At 64.6% G+C, this 22,799-nt stretch carries 23 protein-coding genes; 15 read left to right on the top strand and 8 right to left on the bottom strand.

The window, feature by feature from the left end:
* Positions 1-117: 117 nt before the first annotated feature.
* From CRO01_RS06270 to CRO01_RS06250, 5 genes are all read left to right on the top strand, one after another.
* Positions 118-1,083 carry an ABC transporter ATP-binding protein gene (locus CRO01_RS06270; protein WP_245838508.1) on the top strand — a complete coding sequence of 322 codons (966 nt, stop codon included), beginning with the start codon at positions 118-120 and terminating at the stop codon, positions 1,081-1,083.
* A gap of 3 nt (positions 1,084-1,086) precedes the next feature.
* Complete coding sequence (locus CRO01_RS06265; RefSeq protein WP_218839135.1) at positions 1,087-1,932, top strand: ABC transporter permease; 846 nt, start codon at positions 1,087-1,089, stop codon at positions 1,930-1,932.
* Positions 1,933-2,069: 137 nt separating this feature from the next.
* Positions 2,070-2,975 carry a DUF106 domain-containing protein gene (locus CRO01_RS06260; RefSeq protein ID WP_097008218.1) on the top strand — a complete coding sequence of 302 codons (906 nt, stop codon included), beginning with the start codon at positions 2,070-2,072 and terminating at the stop codon, positions 2,973-2,975.
* Positions 2,976-3,054: 79 nt separating this feature from the next.
* Entirely contained in the window at positions 3,055-3,633 is a 579-nt protein-coding gene (cmk, locus tag CRO01_RS06255) for a (d)CMP kinase (protein ID WP_097008217.1), read from the top strand.
* Position 3,634: 1 nt separating this feature from the next.
* The gene (locus CRO01_RS06250) at positions 3,635-4,567 is read left to right on the top strand and encodes an RNA-guided pseudouridylation complex pseudouridine synthase subunit Cbf5 (RefSeq protein ID WP_245838507.1); all 933 of its coding nucleotides are present in this window, start codon (positions 3,635-3,637) and stop codon (positions 4,565-4,567) included.
* Between the two features lie 19 nt (positions 4,568-4,586).
* On the opposite strand, the gene CRO01_RS06245 is transcribed toward CRO01_RS06250, so the two are convergent.
* From CRO01_RS06245 to CRO01_RS06235, 3 genes are all read right to left on the bottom strand, one after another.
* Positions 4,587-4,796 (bottom strand): hypothetical protein, encoded by a 210-nt coding sequence (locus CRO01_RS06245; RefSeq protein ID WP_097008215.1) that lies wholly within the window; start codon positions 4,794-4,796, stop codon positions 4,587-4,589.
* Between the two features lie 93 nt (positions 4,797-4,889).
* Positions 4,890-5,102 carry a dodecin family protein gene (locus CRO01_RS06240; RefSeq protein ID WP_097008214.1) on the bottom strand — a complete coding sequence of 71 codons (213 nt, stop codon included), beginning with the start codon at positions 5,100-5,102 and terminating at the stop codon, positions 4,890-4,892.
* A gap of 54 nt (positions 5,103-5,156) precedes the next feature.
* Complete coding sequence (locus tag CRO01_RS06235) at positions 5,157-6,119, bottom strand: AIR synthase family protein (protein WP_097008359.1); 963 nt, start codon at positions 6,117-6,119, stop codon at positions 5,157-5,159.
* A 174-nt stretch (positions 6,120-6,293) separates the two neighbouring features.
* Here CRO01_RS06235 and CRO01_RS06230 point away from each other — a divergent pair, with 174 nt between their 5' ends.
* The gene (locus CRO01_RS06230) at positions 6,294-6,845 is read left to right on the top strand and encodes a FaeA/PapI family transcriptional regulator (RefSeq protein WP_097008213.1); all 552 of its coding nucleotides are present in this window, start codon (positions 6,294-6,296) and stop codon (positions 6,843-6,845) included.
* A 6-nt stretch (positions 6,846-6,851) separates the two neighbouring features.
* On the opposite strand, the gene phoU is transcribed toward CRO01_RS06230, so the two are convergent.
* Positions 6,852-7,529: a phosphate signaling complex protein PhoU gene (phoU, locus tag CRO01_RS06225; RefSeq protein WP_097008212.1), complete on the bottom strand. Its 678-nt coding sequence runs from the start codon at positions 7,527-7,529 to the stop codon at positions 6,852-6,854.
* 135 nt (positions 7,530-7,664) lie between these two features.
* On the opposite strand from phoU, the gene CRO01_RS06220 reads away from it, so the two are divergent.
* Genes CRO01_RS06220 through CRO01_RS06210 form a run of 3 tightly spaced genes read left to right on the top strand, consistent with a single transcriptional unit; the run spans position 7,665 to position 11,269 of the window.
* The gene (locus CRO01_RS06220) at positions 7,665-8,807 is read left to right on the top strand and encodes a glycosyltransferase (protein WP_097008211.1); all 1,143 of its coding nucleotides are present in this window, start codon (positions 7,665-7,667) and stop codon (positions 8,805-8,807) included.
* A 1-nt stretch (position 8,808) separates the two neighbouring features.
* A complete protein-coding gene (locus tag CRO01_RS06215) occupies positions 8,809-9,867 on the top strand; it encodes a glycosyltransferase family 4 protein (RefSeq protein WP_097008210.1) in 1,059 nt (352 codons plus the stop codon).
* A 31-nt stretch (positions 9,868-9,898) separates the two neighbouring features.
* Entirely contained in the window at positions 9,899-11,269 is a 1,371-nt protein-coding gene (locus tag CRO01_RS06210; protein ID WP_097008209.1) for a sulfatase-like hydrolase/transferase, read from the top strand.
* Here the strand turns inward: CRO01_RS06210 and CRO01_RS06205 are convergent, their stop codons facing one another.
* Positions 11,270-11,995: a hypothetical protein gene (locus CRO01_RS06205; protein ID WP_245838506.1), complete on the bottom strand. Its 726-nt coding sequence runs from the start codon at positions 11,993-11,995 to the stop codon at positions 11,270-11,272.
* A gap of 352 nt (positions 11,996-12,347) precedes the next feature.
* Here CRO01_RS06205 and CRO01_RS06200 point away from each other — a divergent pair, with 352 nt between their 5' ends.
* The 3 genes from CRO01_RS06200 to CRO01_RS06190 all read left to right on the top strand — a co-directional run bounded on the left by CRO01_RS06200 (position 12,348) and on the right by CRO01_RS06190 (position 14,865).
* On the top strand, positions 12,348-13,100 hold the full coding sequence (locus CRO01_RS06200; protein WP_097008207.1) for an FkbM family methyltransferase: 753 nt from the start codon (positions 12,348-12,350) through the stop codon (positions 13,098-13,100).
* A 17-nt stretch (positions 13,101-13,117) separates the two neighbouring features.
* Positions 13,118-14,566: a lipopolysaccharide biosynthesis protein gene (locus CRO01_RS06195; RefSeq protein ID WP_097008206.1), complete on the top strand. Its 1,449-nt coding sequence runs from the start codon at positions 13,118-13,120 to the stop codon at positions 14,564-14,566.
* A gap of 104 nt (positions 14,567-14,670) precedes the next feature.
* Positions 14,671-14,865, top strand: coding sequence for a hypothetical protein (locus CRO01_RS06190; RefSeq protein ID WP_097008205.1), 195 nt, complete (start codon positions 14,671-14,673; stop codon positions 14,863-14,865).
* On the opposite strand, the gene CRO01_RS06185 is transcribed toward CRO01_RS06190, so the two are convergent.
* From CRO01_RS06185 to CRO01_RS06175, 3 genes are all read right to left on the bottom strand, one after another.
* Complete coding sequence (locus CRO01_RS06185) at positions 14,862-15,974, bottom strand: glycosyltransferase family 4 protein (protein WP_097008204.1); 1,113 nt, start codon at positions 15,972-15,974, stop codon at positions 14,862-14,864. The two genes, CRO01_RS06190 and CRO01_RS06185, sit on opposite strands and share 4 nt — an antisense overlap.
* A 143-nt stretch (positions 15,975-16,117) precedes the next feature.
* Positions 16,118-17,701 carry an alkaline phosphatase family protein gene (locus CRO01_RS06180; RefSeq protein WP_097008203.1) on the bottom strand — a complete coding sequence of 528 codons (1,584 nt, stop codon included), beginning with the start codon at positions 17,699-17,701 and terminating at the stop codon, positions 16,118-16,120.
* A gap of 24 nt (positions 17,702-17,725) precedes the next feature.
* The gene (locus tag CRO01_RS06175; RefSeq protein ID WP_097008202.1) at positions 17,726-18,760 is read right to left on the bottom strand and encodes a glycosyltransferase family 4 protein; all 1,035 of its coding nucleotides are present in this window, start codon (positions 18,758-18,760) and stop codon (positions 17,726-17,728) included.
* Between the two features lie 95 nt (positions 18,761-18,855).
* Here CRO01_RS06175 and CRO01_RS06170 point away from each other — a divergent pair, with 95 nt between their 5' ends.
* From CRO01_RS06170 to CRO01_RS06160, 3 genes are all read left to right on the top strand, one after another.
* Positions 18,856-20,457, top strand: coding sequence for an alkaline phosphatase family protein (locus tag CRO01_RS06170; RefSeq protein ID WP_097008201.1), 1,602 nt, complete (start codon positions 18,856-18,858; stop codon positions 20,455-20,457).
* A 72-nt stretch (positions 20,458-20,529) separates the two neighbouring features.
* Entirely contained in the window at positions 20,530-22,089 is a 1,560-nt protein-coding gene (locus CRO01_RS06165; protein WP_097008200.1) for an alkaline phosphatase family protein, read from the top strand.
* Positions 22,090-22,145: 56 nt separating this feature from the next.
* Complete coding sequence (locus CRO01_RS06160; protein WP_097008199.1) at positions 22,146-22,796, top strand: HVO_0476 family zinc finger protein; 651 nt, start codon at positions 22,146-22,148, stop codon at positions 22,794-22,796.
* Positions 22,797-22,799: the final 3 nt, after the last annotated feature.

Here is a 22,799-nt window from a genome sequence, read left to right as displayed (position 1 = left end):
AGTTGAACGAACTGAGTAATGTGGGGTCATAAATTTAGCCTCTCCTCTCTAAACGTGGCGTCTCCGCAACCAACGTGCAACTCTCCATCCGATCCATCGACTGCATCCGTTGTTTCGGTGACTGATCTCGTCAAGACCTACCGCCGTGACGGCGAAGAAATCCGGGCTGTAGACGGTGTCAACTTCGACATAGAACGAGGTTCGACGGTTGGATTCCTCGGACCAAACGGTGCCGGGAAGACGACACTGATCAAGTCGATACTCTCGTTGATCGTTCCGACCAGCGGCCGGATTTGTATCGCCGGTACCGATGTCCACGCTGACGTATCGGCGCCCCATAAGCGAGTTAGTGCGATGCTAGAGGGGGCTCGAAACGTCTACTGGCGGCTCACGGTTCGGGAAAATTTGGAGTTTTTTTCCGTCCTCGGAAGAAGGGCCGACGCGCTCCGCGACGACCGGATAAACGAATTGCTTGAGCGATTCGGCTTGACCGACGAAGCAGACACCGTTGTCCGAGAATTATCACGTGGTGAAAAGCAGAAGGTCTCTCTGGCTTGTACCGCTGTGCAAGACACCGATATCGTCTTTCTCGACGAGCCGACGCTCGGTCTGGACGTCGAGAGCACTCGAACACTTCGTGAGACGCTCTGTGAACTCGCTGAGGACGATCACACTACGGTGGTGTTGTCCAGCCACGACATGGATGTCGTTCAGGCAGTCTGTGACAGAGCGATCATCATGAACGACGGTCGAATCGTCGCGAACGATACGATCGACAACCTGCTGGAACTGTTCAGCACGCAGATCTACGAAATCGCAGTCGACGAGTGCTTGGACCACGACACTCGACACAGACTCGCCTCGACAGTCGATGCCAGAGCGTTCGAGAAACAACCGGATGCAACGACGTTTACAGTCAGTGTCGCCCATGACGAATTTTATTCGCTCGTGGATACACTTCGCTCGGAGGGACTCACAATCGAATCGCTCGAATCGTCCGATTCGTCTCTGGAAGATGCCTTTCTGCACGTGATCAAAGAAAACAAACTGGGGCAGGAAACACCGGCTCAGGAGGTCCGATAACTGATGGGCGATGCAGCGACTGAGGGGCCACCTCCACAAACCGATCCCGCAAGCGAGAGAACTGGTATGGCTCAATTGCTACTGATGCTTCTCCGAATACGAGTTCTGCTTGTGGTGCGCTACCGAATGAATTTCTTGGCCCAGATCGTCTCGATGTACCTGTTCTTCGCGGTCATCTTCTTTGGCGGTCAGGCCGCTGCTGGCAGTCTCAATGGAGGGGCAGGTGCACTGGGATCAACGCTCGACGCGGTTATCGTCGGCTGGTTCCTCTGGACGATGGCCCAGAGTGCCTACTCCAGCCTATCCCGGGAAATCACCCAGGAATCACGCTGGGGCACCCTCGAACAGTTGTACATCTCTTCGTACGGATTCGGTGTAATCATCGCAGGAAAGATGCTCGTGAATATGCTCATGAGTCTTTGTATTGGTGGGATGATGCTCGCGCTGATGCTTCTCACGAGCGGGCGCAGCCTCGCTTTAGATCTCGTTACGATCGTTCCGCTCACGACTCTGGCGCTTCTATCTGTGGTCGGTCTCGGGTTCGGCTTTGCGGGTCTAACCCTCGTGTACAAGCGTATCAGTAGCATCTCACAGCTCATGCAGTTCGCGCTGATGGGACTCGTCGCGGCGCCAAGAGCTGACGTGTTTGTGATGAATCTCCTGCCGTTGGTGAAGGGATCGGAACTGTTACAGCGAGCCATGCGCAGCGGGGTTCGACTCTGGGAGTTTCCAGCCGCGGAACTCGGCCTTCTCACTGGTGTCGCGGTCGTGTACTCGCTGGGAGGGTACGGAGTGTTTCGGTATTGTTCGAACGTCGCAAGACGTCGGGGAGTTATGGGCCATTACTGAGCTTTCTGGCCGTTCTGGGTCGTTCTCTCCATGCCTACCCTTGTGATACGGACGCCCCGGTCGCCCCGGTCTGCTTGGCAGCCGTCGGGGAACGAGAGTAAAAGGTTGATTACGGGGGACCGCTTAGCAACCGTCAAATGGCACGCACCGCGGAGAAAGTACAGTCTCTCATCGAGGAAGATGAGAGCTTTGCCGACGCGCTCGCGTCAGTAAAACGCGTCGCCGAGCAAAACGGCGGCGAGGTCGAGTGGCAAGACGTCGAGGGCGAGGTGACCAGCGGCCAGTGGGGGCGGCTGATCGAACGTGGCATCCTCCGGAGCACCGAGGGAGACGGCTTCCAGTTGGCCGACCCCGACGGCGTCGATCAGGTCGTCGGCGACGACGGCTCCGTCGAAATGCCCGAATCGCCCGACTCGCCCGACAGCGAGGAGAGTTCGTGGTCCCAGTGGGACAAGCTCGCCGGCGTCGCCACGCTGGCGATGATGGTCGGGTACTACTTCAACCCCGTCCGGGACGCCATCGGGAACACGTTCAACACCGTTCTGGGGCCGATCGACGCCGTGTTGCCGTTCTACGCCGTCGTGATGATCGTGGCGATGCTGACCTCGGTGTACTCGATGCTGTTGCAGGCGAACCTCATGGACTCCGAGAAGATGTCCGAGTACCAAGAGCAGATGGAGGCCATCCAAGAGCGCCGCAAGGCCGCCAAGGAGCGCGGCGACGACGAGGCGCTCGAACGCATCCAAGAAGAGCAGATGGAAGCCATGGGCGACCAGCTCGGCATGTTCAAAGAGCAGTTCCGCCCGATGGTGTGGATCATGGTGCTGACGATCCCCATCTTCCTGTGGCTCTACTGGATGACCAACACGGGCCAGATTCCGGCGGCCGAGCAGACCGCCATCCTGCCCTTCGTCGGCGAGATCGAGTGGAACGAGGGGATCCTCGGTCCGATGCCGGCGTGGATCGTCTGGTACTTCCTGTCGACGATGGGCTTCCGCCAGCTGTTCGCCAAGCCGCTCAACATCCAGACGACGCCGACCTGATCTGGCGGTCGTCGCCGTTCGGCGTCCTCGCATCGCCCGAGTTCAAAACCTCTTTTAGCGCCAGTCGCTCAGTGTGTGTATGTTACTGACCGTCTCCGGCCCTCCCGGCGCCGGCAAGAGCACGACGGCCGCCACGCTGGCCGACGCGTTCGACGTCGAGCACGTCAGCGGCGGCGACATTTTCCGTCAACTGGCCGACGAGCGCGGCCACACGCTCGCGGAGTTCAACGAACTCGCCGAACAGGACGACCAGATCGACCGCGACCTCGATCAGCGCCTCCAGAAAGTCGCCCGCGAGCGCGACGATGTCGTGCTCGAATCCCGACTCGCCGGTTGGCTCGCCGCCGACGAGGCAGACGTGCGCATCTGGCTGGACGCGCCGATCGAGGTTCGCGCGCGTCGGATCGCCGAGCGCGAGGACAAGCCCGTCGCGCAGGCCCTCGACGAGACCGAAGAGCGAGCCGCAAGCGAGCGCCAGCGCTATCTGGAGTACTACAGCATCGACATCGCGGATCTCTCGATCTACGACCTGACGGTCAACACCGCGCGCTGGGGCGAGGACGCCGTCCCGTCGCTGGTCGTCGATGCCGTCGAGCGGTACGACCCCGACCAAGACGAGGGCAAGACGCCGATCACCGGCGTCGACTACGACTTCTAACATGCGCGGCCCGCCCGAGGATCGAACGCCCGCGGAACTGCTCGCCTTCGGCGTCGTCAACCTCGACAAGCCGCCCGGCCCGTCGGCCCATCAGGTGTCTGGCTGGCTGCGCGACGCCACCGGCGAGCACGTCGCCGCCGCCGACTACGCCGGCGAGTGGGCCGCCGCACACGCCGGGACGCTCGATCCGAAGGTGACGGGCTGTCTACCGGTGTTGCTCGGCGACGCCACGCGCCTCGCGCAGGTGTTTCTGGAGGGCGCCAAGGAGTACGTCGCGGTGCTGGAACTCCACGACGACCCGCCGAGCGACGCCGAAGCCGTGATCGATTCCTTCGAGGGCGAACTCTACCAGAAGCCGCCGCGAAAGAGCGCGGTGACCCGGCGCCTTCGCACGCGCGAGATCTACGGGCTGGACCTGCTGGAGGTGCGCGATCGGCAGGCACTCATTCGCATTCGCTGTGAGAGCGGGACGTACATCCGAAAGCTCTGTCACGACCTCGGGCTGGCGCTGGGCACCGGCGCGCACATGGGTGATCTGCGCCGGACCGCGACCGATCCCTTCGACGACCGCGATCTGCACACGATGCACGATCTGGTCGACGCGCTGGCGTTTCTCGACGAGGGCGACGAGGCGTCGCTTCGCGAGGTCGTCGACCCGGCCGAGCGCGCGCTCGCCCACCTACCCCACGTGACGATCGCGGAAAGCGCCGCCCGCGAAGTCGCCGAGGGAGCGCCCGTCTACGCGCCCGGCGTGCTCTCGGTCGAAGATGACGCCGCCCCCGTGGCCGGCTGGGGCGCCGATGCGGAGTCCGACGACGCCCCGTTGGTGGCGTGTTTCACGCCCGACGACGCCGCGATCTGTCTCGGCCGGATCGTCGGCGATCCCGAGGCCGATGCCGGTGTCGCGGTGGCGCTCGAACGCGTGCTGACGTAGGCTCCGCCTCGGTCGCTTGCTACTCCTCGGCCGACTCTTTCCCCAGCGCTCGACGAATCACTGGCGGCGCGTACAGCGAGAACAGGTACAACACGACAGTCCCGCCGATCGCGGCGGCCGCGGTCAGCCAGCGTCGACCGCGTTGCTCGCTCCCGGTTCGTTCCCCCTCGGCGACGCCGATGGACTCGGTCAGAGACATCTCGTCGGAGGTTTCCACGTCGGTCGCCACATACGTTGGCGTCGGTGCAGTCGGGCGATTCGGTCGCGGACGACGATGCACACTCGGTCGTGGGAATATCGAGGATGAGGCGCCGAGCGCTACTCACTCCTCGCCGTGCTTGACCGGGAACGCCACCTCGACGGTCGATTTGTACTCGACGATTTCACCGTCCTCAACGGTAGCGGTCTGGTCTTCGACTTCGATGCCGTGGATGTCTTCGACGGTCTGGGACGCTTCGTGGACGGCCTCTTGGGCCGCGTGGTCGAACGATTCGCCTGACGTACCGAGCACTTTGATGATCTTGACGACGGTCATGCAAGTCAGACGCCGACCGCCGTCGAGAAGTCCGTTCGCGCCACCTGCTTCGGGTTACTCCCAGAGCGCGTACAGCTCGTCGCGCGGCGCGTTCTCGAAGCGCTCGCCGTCGAGTTCGATGCCCGGTTGCTCCCGCTCGACGACGCGACCGATCTCCGCCGCTTCGATGTCGGCGTCGTCCAGCGCGGCCATCGTCTCGTCGACCTGTGCCTCGGGCAGCGTCGCCAACAGCGCGCCCGAGCCGAACGTCCGGAGCGGATCGACGCCGGCCGCTGCACAGAGCTGTTCGGTCGCCGCCCGGACCGGGATCGCGGACCGCTCGACCTCGATCCCGACCGCGGCCGCGTGGGCCATCTCGACCAACCCCCCGAGGACGCCGCCCTCCGTCGGGTCGTGCATCGCGGTGGCGTGGGCGCCGAGAATGCGCGACTCGGGGACGACGCTGATCTCCTCGAAGAACGTCGCCGCGGCGCTGACGGCGTCGTCCGGCACGTCGAGTTCGGCGGCGAAATCCGTCGCCAGAATCGCCGTCGCCTCGATGCCGGCGCCTTTCGTCAGGACGACGCGGTCGCCCGGATCGGCCCCGCCCGTGGGGACGAACCGGTCGGTCGTCCCGATCGCCGTCAGCGAGAGCAGCGGGCGCTCCAGTTGATCGACGTATTCGGTGTGGCCGCCGACGATCGTCGCGCCGAGCGAGCGAGCCTCCCGATCGAGGTCGGCGACGATGGCGTCGATCATCGCGTCGTCGGCGTCGCCGGGGAGCAAGAGGACGCTCGTCAGCCACTCGGGGTCGCCGCCGCTCGCCGCAACGTCGTTGCACGCGACGTTGACACCGAGCGTGCCGATGCGCTCGGCCGCCAACGAGATCGGGTCGGCGCTGATCACGAGCGTCTGCTCGCCCAACTCGATCGCCGCGGCGTCCTCGCCGTAGCCGGGGCCGACGCCGAGCACCGTGCTCGACGCGCCGGTCCCCGCGAGCACCCGCGCCAGCGTCTCCTGATCGACTTTCCCGACCATGCCACCACTCGACGCGTCGGCGCCTTCTACGTTGTGCTCCGGCCGCGCTGCTAGTGCCTCCTCTCGGTTCCCGGAGAGCGCGCTCGAATAGACGACGCCCACCCGCGTCCCCGAAAAAGTTATCGGGGCGTGGATTGATGGAAAAAATAATGGCCGACTCTACGGTGGTGACCGATGAGCGAGGACGACCGTAGCTGGGGACAGTTCGTCGAAGAGGTCCCCGACCAGTCGCTGCTCGCGGAGTTTGAGGGTGCAGAACCACACACTGCGGCCGAGATTGCCGACGCCATCGCGGTGACGGAGTACGAGGCGACGAGCAAGCTCGACGCGCTCTGTCGCGCCGGCGAGTTGCGCCGCAAGCAGATCCGCGAAGAGCCGCCGCTAACGGTGTGGTTTCGACCGCGAGCCGCCTTCGTCGGCGAGGACGGCGACGACCGACCGGTCGACGAGCGCGTCGACGAGTTGCTCAAGGACATGGAGATGCCGGGCGTCAGCGGCATGATGCGCGACTGGCGCCGTGACGCCGTCCGTGCGGCCTTCGACCGACTCCGGGAAGCCGGGGAACTCGACGCCGAGGCGTTCAAGCGCGACGTGTACCCCTCCCACGCCGCGGGCTACGACGAACCGGAGCCGTGGTGGGAGATGATCGCCGAGCGCCTCGGCGACCTGCCCGGCGTGGTCGATCCGCGCTGGGGCGGCGAGACGTGGCGCTACGACGGTCCCTGAGGAGAGTCAGTAGATCAGTTCGTCGTCGCTTTCGACCATGTACACCGTCCGCGCGGAGATGTTGACGGCGTGGTCGCCGATGCGTTCGAGGTCGCGGATCGTCAGCAGCAGCCGCGAGACGTCGTTGAGTAGTTCTTCGATCTGCTGGTCGTCCGGCGAGTCGAGTTCGCGCTCGATCAGGTCCCGCACGACGATCTGGCTGGCCTGTTCGCACAGCTCGTCGAGGTCGTCGTCGCGCGCCGAAATCGCCCGACAGGCGTCGGTGTCGCGGTCGGCGTAGGCGTCCATCGCGTCCTCGATCATGTCGTGGGTGAGCGAGCCGATCGCCTGTACGTCGACCTCCGGGAACACGTCCTCGTGGGCGTCCAACGAGTACTCCGCGAGGTTCGTCGCCAGATCGCCGACGCGTTCGAGGTCGGTGATGATCTTGAACGACGAGGCGATAAAGCGCAGGTCGCTGGCGACCGGTTGCTGGAGCGCCAGCAGGTCGATGCAGTCCTGTTCGAGATCGAGGTACAGCTGGTTGATCTCGTGGTCGCCCTCGATGACCTCGCGTGCGGTCTCGTGATCCTTCTGTTCGAGCGCGTCGAGCCCCATCCGGAGCCGTTCGAGCACGAGCTCGCTCATGTAGAGCACGTCCTCTTCGAGCTCTGCGAGCTGTTGTTGGTAGTCGTTTCGGGCCATACTCGAACGGTGCTCCTCGTGGGGTATAAGTGCTGGCGGAATGGGAATGCTTGCCGGCGGATTCGCTCGGTCCGCTGCTGCTGTCGTTTCCGACCGACCAACAGTATGTTATAACTCGGTTCCGTAGCCGGTCGCATGAACCTCTTCGTCGCTGTCGCGGCCGCGCTCGTCGCCGTGACCGCACTACCGTATCTCGCGTTTCTTGCGCTCTATGCGTGGGTTCGGCCGTCCGGCTCTCCGGCCGAGAAGCGCGAGGCCGAGCCGACCGTCAGCATCGTCCTCCCGACGTACAACGAATCGGGCATCGTCGAGCAGAAACTCGACGACATCTGTGCGCTGGAGTATCCGATGGAGAAGATCGAACTCGTCGTCGTCGACTCCAGCGACGACGAGACGCCCGAGTTGATCGAGGAGTACTTCGCTGATAGGGAGTTCCCTGAGCTGAATCTCATCCGCGAGACCGAACGTCGAGGGCTGGCACCCGCGCTCAACGACGCCTACGCCGCCGCGAGCAACGAGATGGTCGTCAAGACCGACTGTGACTCCTACGTCGGGGAGGACGCGCTGCGCGAAGCCGCCGCGAATCTGGCCGACCCCGACATCGGGGCCGTCACCGGGCGGAACGCCGAGGTGCTCGGCGGCAGCGAGGTCGAGGCCGGGTATCGAGGCGTGCAGGCCCACATTCAGACCTTGGAGTCGCATCTCGACTCGACGCTGATCTTCCACGGCCCCTTCTCGGCGTTCGAGAACGACGCCATCCAGCCGATCGACCCGAACTCGCTGGCCGACGACACCGAACTCGCGCTGAAGATCCGGCGCGCGGGCGATAGAGTCGTGTTCGACCCCGCGATCCGGTACATGGAAGCCTCCCACTCGCAGTTCGGCAAGCGCCGGCTCCAGAAGGATCGTCGCGGGATGGGACTGATCCGCCTGCTCGCCCAGCACCGCGACGCCGTCGGCCGGTACGGCAACTACGGCCGGCTCGTACTCCCGTTCAATTGGTGGTTCATGATCGTCTCGCCGTGGCTGGTCGCGCTCGGCGTCCTCGCGGTCTCTGCGGCCGCGATCTCCGTCGCCGGGCCCGCCGGACTGGCAGTCCCCGCCGCCCTCCTCACGTTCGTCTGGCTGGGGCAGAAGGACCTCCTCGGCCCCCTGCAGGCGATCTACGCCGTCTTCGACGCGCAGGTGTCGCTGCTGCGCGCCGGCGTCGAACTCCTCCGCGGCGAGGGCGACGGCACCTGGGAAGTCGACGAGGAACTCCGCGAAGCCTTCGAGTAAGATGGAGATTCTGCAGGTCGCTCCTCGGTATCCGCCACACACCGGCGGCGTCGAGACTCACGTCGCGGAGATCAGCCGACGCTTCGCCGACTGGGGCCACGACGTAACCGTCTACACGGCCGATGCCGGCGACGACGTGCCGTCGCGCCAGACGATCGACGGCGTCTCCGTGCGCCGGTTCCGCGGTGTTGCGCCGGGTGGTGCCTTCCACGTCGCACCGACCATCTTGCCGGCCGTTCGACGCGCTGACCCGGATGTCGTCCACGCGCACAACTACCACTCCCTTCCCCTCTTGTTCGCCGCGCTGGGCGCCGGCGACGCCCGACTGGTCGTCACGCCCCACTACCACGGCACCAGCGCCAGCGGCGTCCGCGACAGGCTGCTTTCGGCGTATCGGCCGCTCGGCGGCCACGCGCTCGACCGGGCCGACCGCGTCGTCGCGGTCAGCGACTGGGAGCGCGACCGACTTCGCGGGGACTTCGGCGTCGAACCGACCGTGATCCCCAACGGCGTCGACGTGGAGCGCTTCGCCGACGCCGAGCCGTCGGACCGCGACCGCCCCTATCTGCTCTGTGTGGGCCGTCTGGAGGAGTACAAAGGCGTCCAGCACGCGATCCGAGCGCTGAACGAACTCCCGGACTACGAGCTGCTGGTCGCCGGCTCGGGCGAGTACGGCGACGAACTCCGCCGCGTCGCGGACTCGGCCGGCGTCGCCGACCGCGTGACGTTTCTCGGCTACGTCGACGACGACCGCCTCCCGGGGCTGTACGCCGGTGCCGACGCGCTGCTCGCGCTGTCCTCGTTCGAGGCCTACGGGATGACAGTCGCCGAAGCGCTCGCCGCGGGGACGCCCTGTGTCGTCCGGCCGGCGGGTGCCCTCGTCGACTGGATCGACCGCGAGGACTGCGTCGCGGCGTCCGGGATCGCACCGCCAGCTGTTGCCGACGCCGTCGAGCGTGCTACCGGCCACGACGCGCCGAGCGATCCCTTGCCGACTTGGGACGAGGTCGCCGACCGTCTGCTGGCCGTCTTCGAGACGGCGGGCCGTCCGCACGAGTAGCGTTTTTACGCCGCCGGGCCAGTGACCCAGTATGAACGTCGTTCTCGTGACCGTGGACTCGCTGCGGGCCGATCGGGTGACCGACCGCGTGATGCCCGCCGCGCGGTCGTTCGCCGACGGCGCCATCGAGTTCACCGACTGCGTCGCCAACGGCCCCTCGACGCCCGCCTCGTTTCCCTCGATCCACGCGAGCAGGCACTTTGCGAGCATCGAAGGCCTCGGTATCCCCGAAGCCGGTTCCGACGACGGCATCCGGACGCTGGCCGAGCAGCTTCAGGGTACGGATTACGCAACCGCCGGGTACACTGACAACCACTTCGCCAGCGGCTCGTACCACTACGATCGCGGGTTCGAAGAGATGTACGACGCCAGCGGGACGGCCGAAGCCGGCCGGCTCAAGCAGTTCGTCCAGTCGAATCTCGACAAGGACGGTCCGCTGTTCAGGACGATCGAGACGGTGTACAACCGCGCCGACGCGCTGTTTGCGAGTGCGACCGGACAGGAAAGCGAGTACGAGCGCGCCGCGTCGCTCAACGAGCGCGCGCTCGACTGGATCGACGATCAGTCCGGCGAGTGGTTCACTTGGCTCCACTACATGGACGTTCACCACCCCTACGAGGCGCCCGAGGAGTACCAGCGCCAGTTCCTCGACGAACCGCTGTCGCTCGCGCGCTGTCGCGGCCTCGCTCGGAAGGGCACACACCACCCCGAGGAACTGTCCGACCGCGAGTGGGAACTGATCCGAGGACTGTACGACGCTGAATGCGCTTACGCCGACGACCAGTTCGACGCGCTGCTTGGCGCGCTCCGTGAGCGGAACCTCTTCGACGAGACGATCGTCCTGTTCACGGCCGACCACGGCGAACTTATCGGCGAACACGGACACGCGGGCCATCCTCCCGAGTTCTGGGAAGGCGTGGTCCACGTTCCATTCGCGCTGCACGTGCCCGGCCGCGACGCCGATACCGTCGACAGACAGATCCGACTCCTCGACGTGGCGCCGACGATCGCCGACGCGGCTGGCGTCGAACCGTTTGCGGACTGGACCGGTGAATCGGCGCTCGAACTCGTCGACGGCGATGTCGACGCGCGGGAGTACGCGTTCGGCGATGTCGGCCGGCAGGTCGACTACGGGCGCTGCTACGCGCGGCGGTCGGACGGCTGGAAGCTGCTCCGTCACGCCGAGGACGGTGAGTTCTGTTTCGACATCAGTGAGACGCCCGAGGAACGCGCCGAAGACGATCGCAGTGCAGACCAGCCGCCGGAGTACGACGAACTGTCCAGTGCTCTCGACGACCACCAAGAGCGGATGCAGCGGCTGCGTGAGGGCGGCTTGGCTGGGATCGAGGAAGACGCCGAAATCGTCGAAGAACACCTCAAGGATCTCGGCTACATGGAGTAGCTACAGGTAGCCCAGTGCCCCGAGTTTTCCCTCTATATCTCCGCGCTCGGTGTCGGGTTCTATCTCCGGATCGCGCTCCCCGGTATCGGTTGCCGTCGTCTCGTACCACGGGACTTCCCTGATCGGCGTGAGCGGCACTTTCGGATGGCCGTACACGCCCCACTCGCCCGCGGCGTTGCCGTGATCCGCGCTGATAACGACGCGCTCGGCGTCGAGATTTCGCAACAACACATCCACGTCTTCGAGAACGTATCTGAGATTGCTTCGATACGACTCCCAGAGCCGATCACGGTCGATCTCGCCTCGCCGGAGTCGGTGCCACGGCGAGTCCCACCCTTCGCCGTCACCGAGCGTCTCGGTGTTCATTCCGTCGGTGAGTGGATCAGGAACCGAGGGAAAGTGTGGCTGCATGTAGTGGACGATCAGCCGTTCGTAGTCGTACTCTCGTCCGGCAGCGATCGCTCGATCGGTGACGTTCCGCGCCGGGATCGTCCCCGCCTCATCGTCCCAGCCGTAGCGCCAGACTTCGTCGAGTGCGAGTACGTCACCGTTGCCGAGGACGCGCTTGCTGAACGGGTTTCCAGTGACGTAGGCTGTCGTCTGCATCTCCTCGGCGTACTCCTCGTCGAACGTCTGCTCCATCCACTCGATCGAAGAGCTTCCGGCGGAGGTCAGCGTATCTGCCTCGCCGAGAAACGGATAGTCGGCTGCGACTTCTTCGAGCAAATCGACGCGGCAAGCATCGAGAAGGATGAGTACATCCCAGTCGCGGTTGTAGACGCTCTCTCCGCCTGTATATAACGTGTTCGCCCGGCGAAGTCCGCCGAGATATAGTTCGTATACGCTGTCGGCTGTGCCTCTAATTGGGTCGTTCCGTATTCGACCTGCCGTGTCTGTGATCCACTCGGATACTGTCATCTATGGTGTTCGCAGCCCGTCTGCTATCTGCCGTGACGCGGCTTCTCGTTCGATTCTACGTTGCCTCCTGCACATATAACCACCCCTGTCGTTTCGTCCCGTGGGATGTACACCGCCCCGAAACAGGGGATTTATTTGCTGTCTCGGCGGACACGTGTCTGTGCCGCATCTGCTCCCGTCCTCCGTCGACCTTGGCTGGTGGCTCAACCGCCTTCGCTACTCGTTTGCGTCCGCCCGCCAGCGCCGATCGATCGACGGCGTCGAGGCGGAGTTCGTTCCCGAAACGTTCCGTGAGTTTCGACGGTTCCAGTCTTTTACCGGCGAAGAGCCGATTATTTCGGATATGATTTCTCAGCTCTCTTCCGACGACACGTTCTACGATATCGGAGCCAACGTTGGAACACATAGTTGCTTCGCAGGGCAGGTGGCCGGAAACGTCGTCGCGTTCGAACCGCATCCCGAGACGGCCCGCAGGCTCGAGGATAACTTGGACCGCAACGGCGTCTCCGCGACGACGTACCAGCTAGCTCTCAGCGATCACCGCGGGACATCGCAACTCGTTCTGCCCGAAGAGACCTCTTCCGATATCGGATCCGGTGAGTTCTCGATTCTGGAAACAGAGGCAGAGGTAACTTCGTGGACCGTCGATGTGATACCGGGCGACAGTTTGATCGACCGCGACGACCTCCCATCCCCTGACGTGGTGAAAATCGACGTCGAAGGTGCCGAACTACAGGTCATCGAAGGGCTATCGACCGCACTCGCGGATGCCCGAGTAGTCTACTGCGAGGTTCATCCCCAGCACATCGACGAGGAGGACGTGTTCGACGCGCTTCGGTCACTCGGGTTTACCGTCGAGCGGTTGGGGACGCGTGAAGGCGGACACTCGTTCGTACGAGCGCTCCGCGAATGATCGGAGGTTGATACAGGATGGCTGATTCCGGCCCCGGCGATATGAAGCTCGGCCTCGAAGTTCTCAAGGGCTTTGGGGGCAAGTTGCTGCAAGCCGTGCTCGGCTTCGTCGGAACGATTCTCTTCGCACGTGCTCTCGGTCCTCGTTCTTTCGGTGGGTTCTACCTCTTGCTCTCGCTCGTCATGCTGGCGAACCGTCCGATCATGGGCATCGCCGTCGCAACGAAAAAGCGATTCGCAGAACTGAACGCGAATCGCTCAGAGATCTTCGGTGCACAACTGGTCTTCAACGTGGCCATTTTCAGCACCGCCGCGATTGTGGTATTCCTGTTAGCGGATCCAATCGAGTCGTACACTGGAGTTTCCCATTCCGCTGCACTGTTCGTCATCCTATTCGGGTCGATACTGACGTTTGCGCCCACCCAAGAGCTGGTGGCGGGGCGTGGAAAAGTGAGTGCGCCTGTCTGGATCGACACGCTACGGTCGGTGTTTACCTTCCCTCTCCAGTTGGCGCTGGTTTTGCTCGGGTTCGGAGCCGCCGGGATGGTGTTTGGACTCTCGATAGCGACACTGCTGTGCGTTCCGATCACGTTATACTATCTGCGCACGTCGCCGTCGGCCCCCGGTTGGGAGACGCTCACGTCGGTGTGGAAGTTCGCCCGCTACAGTATCGGGAGTCGTCTCGTCGGCCGAGCGTACGACGAGCTCGATCCGTTGCTACTCGGGTTTTTGCTCACTCCTTCGGTTGTCGGCTACTATCAGGTCGCCTATCGGCTCACGATTCCCGGTACGTTCGTGACTGTCATTGCATCGTCGGGCCTGTTGGCCAAGGTTAGCAACCGCGATAGCAAAGGCCAAGGCATCGATGCGGACGTAACGAACACTGCGGCCTTTGGCAGTATCATCGCCGTTCCGATGTTCTTCGGTGCTCTCGCAATTCCGGAGCCGCTGATCGTCACCGCCTACAGCGCAGAATACATCGCTGCGACGGAGTTGTTAGTGGGTCTCGCACTGTTCACCATCGTTCGAACGCAGTCGGCACTGCTTGGCGACGTTCTCAACGGTCTGGAAATGCCTAATATCGTCCTCCGCGGGTCCGCTGTCGCACTCGTGATCAACGTCGCCGTGGGCGTCCCGGCGACGCTGGAGTACGGACCGATCGGCGTCGTCGTGGCGACCATCCTCGCGGAAGTCTTCCGCTACGGCGTCTTTTTCTTCGTCGTTCGGAGCGAAACATCTGCGACTCTCCTCCCCCGACCGCTGTTTGAACAGTTTGGCGCAGGCGTTGTGATGTTCGGCGTCGTCGAACTCGCCCATCAGCAGATTGTCGTCGATTCGTGGGTGCCTCTGCTGGCGCTTCTGGCTATCGGGGCCGGTGTCTACTTCGTCACGTTGGGGGCTATCAGTAATCTATTCCGCACTACCGTCCGATCACTTCTGCAGGATGTACGGCATGACATCTCGTAAAGTGTCGTTCTCACAGGAACGTATTCATCCTACTGTGTCTGACTGCGATCGTGATATTCTGTTTATTCGACGTTAACGCCCTGCCACCGGCACGACAGTACGCCATGTGGAAATCCTCCGAAAAGAAGGTGGTGTGGTACCCCGATGACGACGAGTTCGACGGACCATCTGCAGACGATGATGAACTCAAAAAGTCACTCCTATACCACGAGGCGTCACTCTCTCAGATCACGACGCAAACTGACGACGAGATCAGCAGTGATGTCGAAGCGAATCTCCGTCAGATGGGGTACCTCTAATTCGCGTCTGTGCTGACTGTCTGACACACCGATATCACGGTTTCCGTTACGGCTCGCCACGATCGGTCTCGTTGAACCTTTTCGGTCCCTGCGTCGTTGGTTGCGACCGCTGAGAGAACGTCGTCGATCTGTGCTGCCAGCACATCCGGATCGTCGAACCCGAACCGATGAACCCCCGGATAGTCGTCGAGAAATTCAAGTCCATCATCGTTGACAAGTGCGACTTCCCGCCCGCATGCGAGATACTCGTACATTTTCAACGGCGACGCCGGGCGCTCCTCGGCGAACGGTCCGAAACAGAGATCCGACCTGTTGATGTACTCCGGGACATCTTCGTGCGGAACGCGTCCGACGAACGTCACTCGATCAGAGATCCCTTCGTCCGCGGCGATCGACTGGAGGTACGTCTGTCGATCTTCGTCTCCGCCGACGATGAGCAGTTCCGCGTCGATGTCCATCCTCGAGATCGTCTGCAGCATGAGTTCGATGTTCTGCCACGGCTGGAGTCCCCCTACGTAACAGATCGTGTACGGTGGCGACGAGGCCACTTCGGTACGGCAATCGAACAGGTCGGTGTCGACGCCGTTTTCGACGACAGTGATCGCTTCGACACCGTGATTCTCCCGGAGATAGTCAGCGACGCTCTCGGAAACCGCGATCACGTGATCGGCACGGCGCCACTTCGCCCGCCGGACGCCCGTCAGCGTTAGATACTGAAGGTCCGAGTCGACGTTCTCGCGGACGTTTCTCGGGACGCCGTTCGACTCCACGACGAGTTTTGCGGCGGTGAGTTCGGCGGCCACAATGGGCGCGAAATGCGGCGATTCACGGGTGTATAGCACGGTCGTCTCGTCGGTAGCCCGGATCGTTCGTACGAGCGCGAGCGTGCGCCGCAGTTCGTGATAGAGCCGCGCCGGAAATGAGCCAGTCGTCATAACCGAGCGCACGTTGTCTCCGGGGAACTGCCCGCCGTCGTCGCCGACGAAGAACTCGCACGTGACCTCGTCCATCGTCAATGCCGTCTGGATGAACTTGTAGACGTGTACCTGTCGACCGTACTGGGAATCTGAGGCAAAATCCGATCCCGGAAAGTAGCCGATGAGATGCATCTATGCGCTCACCGGACGGCTTGCGGTCTCTTGGTACGCTTGGACGACGCCGGTGAAACATCCGCTGTACCCGAGATATCGTTCCGAACCCATTTGCTCAGATAGGCCCATCGAAGCGAGTAAAACCTACCGGTGGGGTCGCTTCACTCCATATAGCCCAGCTCCCGCAGTGTCTCCTCTACTTCGCGCCCGGCGCCGCGACCCCCCTCGTCGACACTCGACGGCGGCCCGTCCAGAACGTCTCGCTCTGCGGGCCCGCCGGTCAGCACGTCCACGCGCACGTCGCCGTCGGCATCCTCGGGAACCGGCGTGTCGAGATAGTGGAGTAGCGTCGGCGCGAGGTCGTACAGTTGCAGGTCGGCGTCACCCTCGGCGATCTCCTCGCCCCACGCCGCGAACACGCCCGAGCGCCGGTGTGTCGCCAGCCACTCGGTCGTCTCCCCGAACACGTCGCCGCCGATGGCTTCCGGGGCGTCGACACCGGGGCCGTACTCAACGAGCAGGTCCGGGCCGTCTGGCATCTCCCCGGTGTATACGTCGGTAGGATCGTGGACGGCGGCCGCCACCGGCTCGCCGGCGGGCGTCTCCAGCGCTTCGAGGTCGGCGGCGATCTCCTCGGCGTACCGGTCGGCCTCGTCGTCGCTCCCGAACGCGTCGCGGTTCAGGTAGATCGGCCCGCGACCGAGCGAGACGGCCTTGGTCCGATCCCAGTCGATGTCGGCGTCCTGTATCGCTACTCGGCCGCTCTCGCTGGGGAACAGCCGCTGGACGGACTCCGGGACGAGCGACTGGGCGAGGTTGACCAGTCCCAGCCTGTCGACGACGCGCTTGAGTCGTTCTTCGGTGAGACCGACGTTCGACAGCACGTCGCGCGTCTCAGACGCTTCGATCGCTAGGTCTCCTCGGTCGAGCAGCCACTGGTTGACGAGAAAAATCTCGTCGATCTTCTGGAAGCCGTGGTCGCTCATGAGGACGACCGCTTCGGCGTCGTCCCGATCGAGCAGGTCGCCCAGCAGTTCGTCGATCCGTTCGTAGGCGTCCCGGAGCTTCTCCGGGCGGTCCCAGAGGCGGTGCTGGAGCGTGTCGGTCGCAAACAGCGTCGTGTGGACGACCTCGCAGTCTTTCTCGTCGGCCAACCACGTCGCGGCGTCGAAGCGCTGCTCGAACAGCGCCGTCGCTTCGGCGACCAGTTCGCCCGGCGTCGCTTCGTCGAGCACGAGGTCGGGCTTGACGCGGTACTCCGGCACGGCGTCGAGCAGCTCGGCCTTCAGTTCGGTCGGCTTCGTGAGCTCCTTGCGCTCGCTGGCGGGACTCCCGGCGACGAGGAACACCTCGCCGTCGTCTTCGCTCTCGCCGCCGTCTGCACCGTCCCGCTGTCGGGCGCTCGCCGGGTGCGTCGTCGGCATGTTGACGACGCCGGCGCGACGCCCCTCGTCGGCGAGCACGTCCCAGTACTCCAGCGACCGGAAGTCGCTGGCATCGTTCGCGCCGATCTCGTTCGTCGCCCGGTCGTAGGCGAACCACTCGTAGACGCCGAGCTTGCCCGGCGTCTTACCAGTCGAGTAGCATTTCCAGGCCGGAAACGTCACCGGCGGGAGCGTGCTCTCTAGGTCGCCGGAGACGCCCTCCTCGACCACGCGGGCGAACGCCGGCAGGCGTCCCTCCTCGATCCACGGCCGCAGGAGAGACCAGTCGGCCCCGTCGAGGCCGACGACGTACACTGTCATGGTTACCGACTCGGCCCCGCGCGGCTAAAGTGCTTTGAGGACCGCTCGGAACGCCTCGCGGAACGCGGCCGTCCGCGTGTCGGCGTCGAAGCGCGCGCCGCGCTCACGGGCTCGATCGGCGAACTCGCGGCGCTCATCGGCGCCGCGTCCGAAGTACTCGCAGACCCCTTCGGCCAGCGCGCCCGGGGTCGCCCCGACGACGAGCGAGTCGTCGATTTGGCGGGCTTCAGACCGGGTTCCGGCCGTCTGCGTGACCAGTGGCGGCACGCCAGCCCGCATGGCTTCGAGCGTGCTGACCGGGAACGCGTCGACCCGCGAGGGCTGGACGAACAGCGACGCCGGGGCGAAGGCGTCGGCGAGATTCTCGACGAATCCTCTGACGCGGACGCCGGGAGTTTCGGCGTACGACTCCGGGTGGCCCTTCCCGACGACGTGCAACTCGGCGTCAGGATGTTCCTCTCGGACTGCCGGCCAAGTCTCGACGAGCAGGTCGACGCCCTTGTAACGCCACGGGCGGGCGACCGTCACGGCGACGTTGGCGTCCAGATTCGGCTCGACGCCGCCGAGCGCGTCGTAGGTTTCGGGCTGGACGAACGGATGCGCGATCTCGATCGGCGTTTCCGGACCGACGAACGGCCGGGTAAACTCGGCGACGAAGTCCGAGACGGCGACGACGCCGTCGATGCCGCGGCGGCCGAGCGCGCGGGCGGCCGGCCGACCGAACCGACCGGCCAGCGATTTGAGCGTGGAGTCGCCCTCGAAGTCGCTGCTGCCCAGTTCGTACAGGCCGTGGTCGGCGGCGAGATAGACGAGTTTCCCGCTACGGGCGAACCGTCGCGTCAGCGCGGCGTACAGCGGCCGCGATCCCTCGACCAGATACACGTCATACTCCGGGTAGGTCAGTCCGGAGACGGCGTCTTCTGCAACCGTGCCGTCGAGCGGGCCGAGGTCCAGACGGTGGTAGTCGATCAGGTCCGCGCCGACCGCCTCCGCGAACCCGCGATGGGCAGGATGCGGGTCCTGATGGAGCATCGCCACGTCGGCGGTGTCGGGGTTCATGCTGAACCGGGTGCGTCCCGTGCGGTTAAAACCCCGGTTCGGCGTCCGTCCCGCGGAGAAGCAACTTTAAATCGCGGGCTCTGCTGGATCGACGTATGCAGACGCTCTTGGTCGGACTCGACGCGGCCTGTTTCCCGGTACTCCGACCGCTCTTCGAGGACGACGAGCTACCGCACCTCGAATCGCTGTTCGAGGCCGGTGCGGCCGCCGAACTGGAATCGCAGATCCCGCCGTGGACCGCCAGCGCCTGGCCGTCGCTGTACACCGGTGCAAACCCCGGCAAGCACGGCGTGTTCGACTTCCTGCGCTTCGAGGGGTACGACTGGGACATCGTCAACGCCACCGACGTTCGCCAGCGCACGCTCTGGGAGTACGCCGACGAGGCGGGCCTGACGAGCGTCGTCGTCAACGCGCCCGTGACGAGCCCGCCCCCTGAGATCGACGGCGCGGTGATTCCGGGCTATCTCGCCTCGGAAGACCCAACATGCCATCCCGACGGCGTCCTCAACGACGTGCGCGACGCGATCGGCGAGTATCGGGTGTACGCCCGCAACGAGACCGACGAGCGTGCCGGCGACGAAAAGTTCGAAGAGTACCTCGAACTCACTCGCTTGCGGGGGGAAGCGTTCCGCCACTTGTCCGATCGGTTCGACCCCGACTTCGGCTTCGTGCAGTTCCAGAAGACCGACGCGGTGTTTCACGATTTCCCCGGTGACCAAGAGAAAGTCCGGCAGGTGTACCGCGCCGTCGACGAACAGGTCGGCGCGATCCTCGACGCCTGCGATCCCGACGCCGTCGTCGTCGCCAGCGATCACGGGATGGGCGAGTACGACGGCAGCGAGGTCCGACTCAACCGCCATCTGCGCGACGAGGGCTGGCTCGACACGACGACCGACGGTCGCGGCGTCCCGTCGTGGTTCCAGATCAAGGACGAACGCCTGACCGAGAGCGATGAGGCCGACGGCGGCGCGCCGGTGCTCGAACGCCTCGCCGGCGCCGCCGCTGGCGTCGGCCTGACCTACCAGCGCGGGAAAGCCGTGCTCGAACGGCTCGGCCTCGCCGAGTTCGTTGGCAAGCACGTCCCCGTCGGCGCCGTGTTCGCGGCCAGCGAGGCCGTCGATTTCACCGCCTCGCAGGCGTACCTGCGGTCGCCCTCGGAACTCGGCGTCCGGCTGAACGTCGCGGGGCGCGACCCCGACGGCGTCGTCGATCCCGACGAGTACGAGCGCGTCCGCGACGAGCTGATCGCGCTCTTAGAGACCGTCACCGCGCCGGACGGGACGCCGGTGTTCGAGGAAGTCGTCCCGCGCGAGGCGTACATCCACGGCCCCTACGCCGAGGACGCGGTCGACGTTATCGCCGTCCCGACTGACTTCCAGCACTCGCTATCCGCGGTCGTCGGCGACCCCTTCGGCGATCCGGAGCCGTACAACCACAAACGCGACGGCGTCGTCGCGCTGTCGGGCGACGGCGTCGACGCCGAAGCGGATCTCTCCGGTGCGCACTTGTTCGACGTTGCGCCGACCGTTCTGGCAGCCCTCGACATCGCTCCGGCGGAAGTGATGGACGGCGACGCCTTACCCGCGGTTGACGCCCCCGAAACGGCGTCCTACGACGAGTACGCCGCCACCGAGCAGACCGCGACCGAGGACGACGAGGTCGCGCGAAGGCTGTCGGACTTGGGCTATCTGGAATAGCACGGCTTCGCGGCGGCGTGCTGGGACGGTCGGACCGCATTCCTTTAGACGATACCCCTCGTCACCCCGCACATGATCGTTCTCGGACTCGACGGCGCGACGTTCTCTCTCATCGAGCCGTGGGCGGAGTCCGGCCGTTTGCCGAACTTCCAACGACTGCTCGACGAGAGCGTTCACGGAGATCTCGAAAGCACGGTTCCCGAAATCACTGTCCCGGCCTGGCCCGCGTTCGCCACCGGCCGCGATCCGACCGAACTCGATATGTACGGGTTCACGCACTTCAACCGGGACACCTTGGAGAACGACCTGAGCCACGACGAGTTCGTCCCCGGCAAGCTTTGGGACGTTGTTGACGACCAAGGCGGCTCGTCGGTCGTGTTCAACATCCCCGGCTCCTACCCTTGGCAGGCAATCGACGGCACCATCATCGCCGCCGCGCCCGAGTACAAAGACGAGTACGCTCACCCGCCCGAGCGTTGGGACGACCTCGACGATCTCGTCGACGGCTACAAGCTCCGCAACGACGAGCCGCCGGGCTCGCGCGCCTACGTCGACTTGAGTCTCGAACTGGCCGACAAGCGGTTCGACGCCTTCGAGCACTTCATCGCCGAAGACGACCCCGATCTCGCGGTCGGGTTGATCCGGGCGACCGATCGGGTTGCCCACCACTACTGGGGCGAGCAGTCCGTCCCTCCCGCGACGACAGACAACCCCGTCTTCGAGGTGTACGAGCGCGTCGACGAGCGCCTCGGCGAGTTGCTCGATGCTCACGAGGACGAGGATCTCGTCGTCATGAGCGACCACGGCTTCGAGAAAGTTCGACAGCAGTTCGCGGCAAACGTCGTTCTCGAGCGCGCCGGCCTCGTCTCGCTGACTGACTCGGGTGACGCGACCAAGGCCGCACTCGGCTCTGCCCGTGATCTCGCTAGCGACGTGCTCGGCCGCGCCGGGTTGCTAACGCTCGCTCGGAAGGTGATTCCGGAAAGCGCGTTGACCGACATCCCCACCGGGGATTCGCTCGGACTCGACAACGCCCTGAGCACCGGCCGGATCGATTGGTCCGAGACGCGTGCGCTCGCTGATGTCGGCCAGAAGACGACGATGGTGTACGCGCTGGCCGACGACCCGGACGTAGTCGATCGGATCTGTGACGACGCCGAATCCGCGCTGCGGGACGCCACAGAGCGCGAAGGACTCGACGCCCGGTTCGTGCGACTCGACAGGGGCGGCCCGCACACGCCGGATCTCTGTATGGTGATCGAAACGCCGGAAGTCCACGCCTCTTCGCGATTCGACGCCGACGACGTGCTGTTCGATGTCGGTACCAGCGGGCACGCCCGCGAGGGCATCTTCCTCGCTCGGGGACCGTCGTTCCGCGACGGCTCGACCGAGGGTGCGACGCTGACTGACGTGGCGCCGACGGTCCTGCACGCGCTCGGCTATCGCCTGCCGGCCTCGATGACTGGCGACGTGCTCGACGTGTTTGCGGAGGGCAGTGACCCTGCTGAATGCACCCCCGACCGATACGACTTTATCGGCGCGGACGCCGTCACCGAGGGCGGCGTGACCGGCGACGACGAGAAAGAAGACGAAGTCAAGGATCGATTGCGCGAACTCGGATATCTGGAGTAGCGTCGCTTCGACCGCACTCCCACTCCTTATACGCTCCCGTCCGCTATACGACGAACATGACAGAGACAGCAGAGCGCGTGGCCGCCACGTGCCCCTCGTGTTCGCCGGACGTAGAGACGGTCCACGAGGTTCTCAAGCCCGGCGGTCAGGCGACGGTTCGATGTACCGAGTGCGATCACGTCCACAAGACGACGATCGAACAGGACACCACGATTCAGCGAAGTGTGGTCGTCTCGCAGGAAGGCGATTCCTTTACCGCACAGGCCGAGCCGCCGGCCGACGAGACGCTCGCGGTGGGCGAGGAGTTCGTCCTCGACACCGAGGAAGCGATCATGACCGTCCGGATCACCAGCCTCGAACTCGACACCGGCGGGCGCGTCGAGGAAGCCACGGCCGAAGATGTCGACACGATCTGGACGCGCGCGGTGGGCAACGTCGGCGTCAACGCGACGATCCACCCCAAGGACGGCCGCCGCGAGGAGACCCGGAGCGTCACGCTGCAGGTCCCCGGCGACTACGAGTTCACCGTCGACGAGGTCGACGAACTCGGCGGCGAGGAGTTCACCGTCGAGGGGATCTACGTCCGCGACGACGCCGTCGGCTACAACCACGACAAGCTCGACCACTCTGGCGATTCGGCCATCGCCAAGGACGTCAAGCGGCTGTACGTCCGCGACGAGACGTCGACCGCGTGGTCGGCTTGGTGAGGT

The organism is Natronoarchaeum philippinense, from assembly GCF_900215575.1.
GTDB lineage: Archaea > Halobacteriota > Halobacteria > Halobacteriales > Natronoarchaeaceae > Natronoarchaeum > Natronoarchaeum philippinense.
Note: the sequence above shows the minus strand (reverse complement) of the source record. Positions and strands in the feature narration are given on the sequence as shown.

What these genes read in the sequence shown, in the direction of transcription:
- CRO01_RS06265 (WP_218839135.1), top strand. Translation starts at nt 1,087, where the DNA reads ATGGGCGATGCAGCGACTGAGGGGCCACCTCCACAAACCGATCCCGCA.
- CRO01_RS06260 (WP_097008218.1), top strand. Translation starts at nt 2,070, where the DNA reads ATGGCACGCACCGCGGAGAAAGTACAGTCTCTCATCGAGGAAGATGAG.
- cmk (WP_097008217.1), top strand. Translation starts at nt 3,055, where the DNA reads ATGTTACTGACCGTCTCCGGCCCTCCCGGCGCCGGCAAGAGCACGACG.
- CRO01_RS06250 (WP_245838507.1), top strand. Translation starts at nt 3,635, where the DNA reads ATGCGCGGCCCGCCCGAGGATCGAACGCCCGCGGAACTGCTCGCCTTC.
- CRO01_RS06240 (WP_097008214.1), bottom strand. Translation starts at nt 5,102, where the DNA reads ATGACCGTCGTCAAGATCATCAAAGTGCTCGGTACGTCAGGCGAATCG.
- CRO01_RS06235 (WP_097008359.1), bottom strand. Translation starts at nt 6,119, where the DNA reads ATGGTCGGGAAAGTCGATCAGGAGACGCTGGCGCGGGTGCTCGCGGGG.
- CRO01_RS06230 (WP_097008213.1), top strand. Translation starts at nt 6,294, where the DNA reads ATGAGCGAGGACGACCGTAGCTGGGGACAGTTCGTCGAAGAGGTCCCC.
- phoU (WP_097008212.1), bottom strand. Translation starts at nt 7,529, where the DNA reads ATGGCCCGAAACGACTACCAACAACAGCTCGCAGAGCTCGAAGAGGAC.
- CRO01_RS06220 (WP_097008211.1), top strand. Translation starts at nt 7,665, where the DNA reads ATGAACCTCTTCGTCGCTGTCGCGGCCGCGCTCGTCGCCGTGACCGCA.
- CRO01_RS06215 (WP_097008210.1), top strand. Translation starts at nt 8,809, where the DNA reads ATGGAGATTCTGCAGGTCGCTCCTCGGTATCCGCCACACACCGGCGGC.
- CRO01_RS06210 (WP_097008209.1), top strand. Translation starts at nt 9,899, where the DNA reads ATGAACGTCGTTCTCGTGACCGTGGACTCGCTGCGGGCCGATCGGGTG.
- CRO01_RS06195 (WP_097008206.1), top strand. Translation starts at nt 13,118, where the DNA reads ATGGCTGATTCCGGCCCCGGCGATATGAAGCTCGGCCTCGAAGTTCTC.
- CRO01_RS06190 (WP_097008205.1), top strand. Translation starts at nt 14,671, where the DNA reads ATGTGGAAATCCTCCGAAAAGAAGGTGGTGTGGTACCCCGATGACGAC.
- CRO01_RS06185 (WP_097008204.1), bottom strand. Translation starts at nt 15,974, where the DNA reads ATGCATCTCATCGGCTACTTTCCGGGATCGGATTTTGCCTCAGATTCC.
- CRO01_RS06180 (WP_097008203.1), bottom strand. Translation starts at nt 17,701, where the DNA reads ATGACAGTGTACGTCGTCGGCCTCGACGGGGCCGACTGGTCTCTCCTG.
- CRO01_RS06175 (WP_097008202.1), bottom strand. Translation starts at nt 18,760, where the DNA reads ATGAACCCCGACACCGCCGACGTGGCGATGCTCCATCAGGACCCGCAT.
- CRO01_RS06170 (WP_097008201.1), top strand. Translation starts at nt 18,856, where the DNA reads ATGCAGACGCTCTTGGTCGGACTCGACGCGGCCTGTTTCCCGGTACTC.
- CRO01_RS06165 (WP_097008200.1), top strand. Translation starts at nt 20,530, where the DNA reads ATGATCGTTCTCGGACTCGACGGCGCGACGTTCTCTCTCATCGAGCCG.
- CRO01_RS06160 (WP_097008199.1), top strand. Translation starts at nt 22,146, where the DNA reads ATGACAGAGACAGCAGAGCGCGTGGCCGCCACGTGCCCCTCGTGTTCG.